Here is a 4,467-nt window from a genome sequence, read left to right on the forward strand (position 1 = left end):
ATGAACGGCGCCGTGGCGACGGCCAAGGAAATCGCGGCTTCCGACCCGGCGCGTTACGTGCTGTTGGAGCAGTTCAGCAACCCCGCCAATCCGGCGATCCACGAGAGTACGACCGGACCGGAGATCTGGGATGACACCGACGGGCGAGTCGACATCTTCGTCTCCGGCGTCGGTACCGGCGGGACGATCACCGGGGTGTCGCGGTACATCAAGAAGACGCGCGGCAAGGCCATCGTGTCGGTCGCCGTCGAGCCCTCCGCCAGCCCCGTTCTGACCCAGAAACGCGCCGGCGAGGCAATCAAGCCCGGGCCGCATAAGATCCAGGGTATCGGAGCCGGGTTTATCCCGGAGGTGCTCGATCTATCTCTCGTCGATACGATCGAGCAGGTCACCAACGAGGAGGCGATCACCTACGCCCGCCGGCTGACGCGCGAGGAGGGAATCATTTCGGGCATATCGAGCGGCGCGGCGGTCGCGGTCGCGGTGCGGCTGGCGCAGCGGCCTGAGAACGCCGGAAAGACGATCGTCACGGTGCTGCCCGACTCGGGCGAGCGCTACCTCAGCTCGATCCTCTTCGAGGGGGTTTTCGACGCCCAGGGGGCCGCGCTATGACGGCCCTATCGATCGCACCCAGCAGTCCTTCCCCGGCGTGGGACCTTGCGCAGGTGGTCGAGGCACTCGCCACCGCCAACGCGGATCTCCTGCCCCGCCGGCAGCGCATGTTCGGGTGCCACGTGCTGCCCTCGCGCGAGGCGCTCGAGGGGATCATCACAGAGCTCCGCGCGGCGCTGTTCCCGGCGCATTTCGGTGCTACCGACCACTCCAGCGCCGGCATCCGGAACTACGTCGGTCACCGGCTGGACGTCGCCCTCTTCGAGCTCCAAGAGCAGGTGCGGCGCGGGCTGCTCTTCGCGTCGGCGCATGGCGACGGAGACGTCGGCGCATGCGAGCGCCGGGCCGTCGAGATCACGCGGGAGTTCGCCCTCCGACTCCCCGCGGCCCGCACGCTGCTCGGGAGCGACGCCCGCGCCGCGTACGAGGGAGACCCGGCGGCCACGAGCGCCGACGAGGCCGTGCTCTGTTATCCGGGCATCACCGCCATCACCCACCACCGCATCGCGCACCAACTCTACGAGCTCGGTGCGCCGCTCATCGCGCGCACCATCGCGGAGCTGGCGCATGGCGCGACGGGGATCGACATCCATCCGGGCGCGCGTATCGGCGGCAGCTTCTTCATCGACCATGGCACCGGAGTCGTCATCGGCGAAACCTGCATCATCGGTGAGCGCGTGCGCCTCTACCAAGGCGTCACCTTGGGGGCGAAGAGCTTCCCTACCGATGAGCAGGGGCGGGCGATCAAAGGCAGGCCGCGTCATCCTATCGTCGAGGACGACGTCACGATTTACGCTGGAGCAACAATCCTGGGCCGGATCATCATCGGCCGCGGCTCCAGCATCGGCGGCAACGTCTGGCTCACCCGCGCTGTTCCGCCGGGGAGCCGCATCAGCCAAGCGCAGGTCCGGGACGATCTGTTCGACGGCGGATCGGGAATTTGAGGGACAATTCTCGGTGTCAAAATGCACGTCGCAGGAAGACCGCTTGACATACCCGCTGGCATCATTTACAGACAGTCGCCATGAACGTTGAGCGCCAGCTCATGTGTACGTGTTGTACCAAGGCTCGGGAGGCCTCCTGCGCTTACGGTCGCGCTGCGTTCATGTCCGTTCCGCTCTGACTTCGAACTCACAACGCTGATTGAAGGGCCCGGGAGGTTGATTGCCTCCCGGGCCTTTTTGTTTTCGACGCCCTCACCCTGACCCTCTTCCAGGAGGCAAGGGGACCTGAAGGATGGGGCACCGAGATGGCGCAAGATTCGGCCGAAATGAGGAACGAAAGGAACGATGATGAAAACCAATAGTACAGCAACAGCAGCTTGGAAGACCTTCACTGCCAGTGTGCTTACCATCGCAGCCAGCATCTTTGTGGGACCGGCTCTGATCTCAGGCAGCGCTCACGCGGGAGACAAGTCCGTCGAACTGCTCAACGTGTCGTACGATCCAACACGTGAGTTGTGGCGTGATCTCAACGCCGCCTTCATCCAGAAGTACCAGAAAGAACAGGGAACGCAGATCCTTTCCATCAAACAATCCCATGGCGGCTCGTCGAGCCAGGCACGGGCCGTCATCGACGGACTGGACGCTGACGTGGTTACGCTCGCTCTCTGGCCCGATACCGATGCCATCCGCAAAGCCGGACTGATCTCTGAGGGCTGGGAAAAGCGGTTTCCCAACAATTCGCTGCCGTACGTTTCCACCATCGTTTTCGTGGTGCGCAAAGGAAATCCAAACGGGATCAAGGATTGGCCCGATCTCATCAAGCCGGGCATCGAAATCGTGACGCCGAACCCGAAGACCTCCGGCAACGGCAAGTTGAGCTTCCTCGCCGCCTGGGGATCGGTCATCCAGCGCGGCGGCTCAGAACAAGAAGCGTCGGACTTCGTCACCAAACTCTACCAGCACACCCCAGTCCTCGACTCCGGCGCGCGCGGCGCCACCACCACGTTTGCCCAGAAGAAGATCGGGGACGTCCATTTGACCTGGGAGAACGAAGCCCGCCTCGAGATCGCAGAGGCCGGCGGCGAGCTGGAGCTGATCTTCCCTCCTGTCAGCATTCTGGCAGAGCCGCCGGTCGCCGTGGTGGACGCGAACGTGAAGCGCAAGGGAACCCGGGAAGTGGCCGAGGCTTACCTCAACTTTCTGTACACCGATGCGGGACAGGAAATCATCGCCAAGCACTTCTATCGGCCCACGAACGCCGAGGTCCTGAAGCGACACGCCGATATCTTCCCCGCCATCAAGCTCTTCCCGATCTCTACTGTGGCCAAGGACTGGGATGAGGCGCAGCGGAGGTTCTTCGCCGAGGGAAAGATCTTCGACAGTATATACAAGCCGTAGAGAGGTTCCGCCGGAGCGCCTCTACACCGCAACTGCACGGAGACTTGTGCCATGATCGACGTCAACCGACGCGTGCTTCCCGGGTTCCGTTTGAGCCTGGGGTACACGGTGTTCTACTTGAGCCTGCTCGTCCTCATCCCGCTGGCGGCTTGCTTTCTCAAAGCGACCTCGCTCACGCTCGACCAGTTCTGGGCGACGGTGTGGACGCCCCGCGCCCGCGCGGCGTACGGACTGACGTTCGGCGCCTCCATGGCGGCTGCGGTGATCGATGTGGTTTTCGGCGTGGTGGTGGCGTGGGTGCTCGTCCGTTACCAGTTCCCCTTCAGACGCATCTTCGACGCCCTCATCGATCTGCCACTGGCGTTACCGACGGCCGTCGCCGGGCTGGTGTATTCGAGCCTGTACGTCAAGAGCGGCTGGATCGGACGCTTCCTCGTGCCGCTCGGGATTCAGGCGTCGTACTCCCGCCTGGCGATCGTTCTCGTGCTGACGTTCATCGGTCTGCCGTTCGTCGTGCGGACACTGCAGCCGGTGCTCGAAAACTTGGAGTTGGAATTCGAGGAAGCCGCGGCCTGCCTCGGCGCCACGCGCGGGCAGACCTTCTGGCGTGTGATTCTGCCGGCCTTGTCCCCGGCCATCATCACCGGCTTCGCGCTCGCCTTCGCCCGGGCGCTCGGTGAGTACGGCTCTGTGGTTTTCGTTTCGGGGAACATGCCGTTCAAGACCGAGATCGCCCCGGTCTTGATCGTGGCACGATTGGAAGAGTTCGCTTACGGCGAGGCCACGGCCATCGCTGTCGTCCTGCTGCTCATGTCGTTCACCATGCTGATCCTCATCAACCTGCTGGAACGTTGGAGCAAGAGCAATGTCGCTTGATATCGCTACACCGAGATTGCTCACACCGCCGCAGCGCGCGCACGAAGATCCTGTGCTCATCCGCTGGACGTTGGTCGCCAGCGCCGCGGCGATCATTGGTGTCCTCGTCATCGTTCCACTCATCAACGTCTTCTACGAAGCGCTGGCGAAGGGACCGCAGGTGTACTGGGACAACCTCGTGGGAGATGCCGACACCTGGAGCGCCATCCTGCTCACCTTGCGGGTGGCGCCGGTCGCCGTCGTGGCCAATCTCGTTTTCGGTGTGGCGGCCGCCTGGGCCATCGCCCGCTTCCGTTTCCCTGGACGCACGCTGCTCACGGCCCTGATCGACCTGCCATTCGCCGTTTCCCCGGTCGTGGCCGGCCTCATCTTCGTGCTGATCTTCGGGCTGCAAGGATACCTCGGGCCGTGGCTGCGCGAGCACGGCATCAAGATTATCTTCGCCACGCCCGGGCTGATCTTGGTCACCGCTTTTGTGACTTTCCCCTTCGTGGCGCGGGAGCTCATCCCGCTGATGGAAGCGCTGGGGGCGGAGGAAGAGACCGCCGCGGTGAGTCTCGGCGCCAATGGGTGGCAGCTCTTCCGGCGGGTGACCATGCCGAACATCAAGTGGGGGCTGCTCTACGGGGTGATTCTG

Annotated in this window: 5 protein-coding genes; all 5 read left to right on the plus strand. The window is 63.7% G+C overall.

Annotation, left to right across the window (positions count from 1 at the left end):
- Positions 1 to 612: pyridoxal-phosphate dependent enzyme (locus VF515_22200; GenBank protein HEX7410341.1), on the plus strand; the 612-nt coding region annotated here is incomplete at its 5' end.
- A complete protein-coding gene (gene epsC, locus VF515_22205) occupies positions 609 to 1,556 on the plus strand; it encodes a serine O-acetyltransferase EpsC (GenBank protein HEX7410342.1) in 948 nt (315 codons plus the stop codon). The genes VF515_22200 and epsC, both read left to right, overlap by 4 nt.
- A 348-nt stretch (positions 1,557 to 1,904) precedes the next feature.
- Positions 1,905 to 2,954, plus strand: coding sequence for a sulfate ABC transporter substrate-binding protein (locus VF515_22210; GenBank protein ID HEX7410343.1), 1,050 nt, complete (start codon positions 1,905 to 1,907; stop codon positions 2,952 to 2,954).
- Between the two features lie 51 nt (positions 2,955 to 3,005).
- Entirely contained in the window at positions 3,006 to 3,830 is an 825-nt protein-coding gene (gene cysT, locus VF515_22215) for a sulfate ABC transporter permease subunit CysT (protein ID HEX7410344.1), read from the plus strand.
- Positions 3,820 to 4,467: ABC transporter permease subunit (locus tag VF515_22220; GenBank protein HEX7410345.1), on the plus strand; the 648-nt coding region annotated here is incomplete at its 3' end. The genes cysT and VF515_22220, both read left to right, overlap by 11 nt.

Source organism: Candidatus Binatia bacterium (assembly GCA_036382395.1).
Taxonomy (GTDB): Bacteria; Desulfobacterota; Binatia; order HRBIN30; family HRBIN30; genus JAGDMS01.

Coding starts and splice junctions, on each gene's coding strand:
- VF515_22210 (HEX7410343.1), top strand. CDS start 1,905: ATGAAAACCAATAGTACAGCAACAGCAGCTTGGAAGACCTTCACTGCC.
- epsC (HEX7410342.1), top strand. CDS start 609: ATGACGGCCCTATCGATCGCACCCAGCAGTCCTTCCCCGGCGTGGGAC.
- cysT (HEX7410344.1), top strand. CDS start 3,006: ATGATCGACGTCAACCGACGCGTGCTTCCCGGGTTCCGTTTGAGCCTG.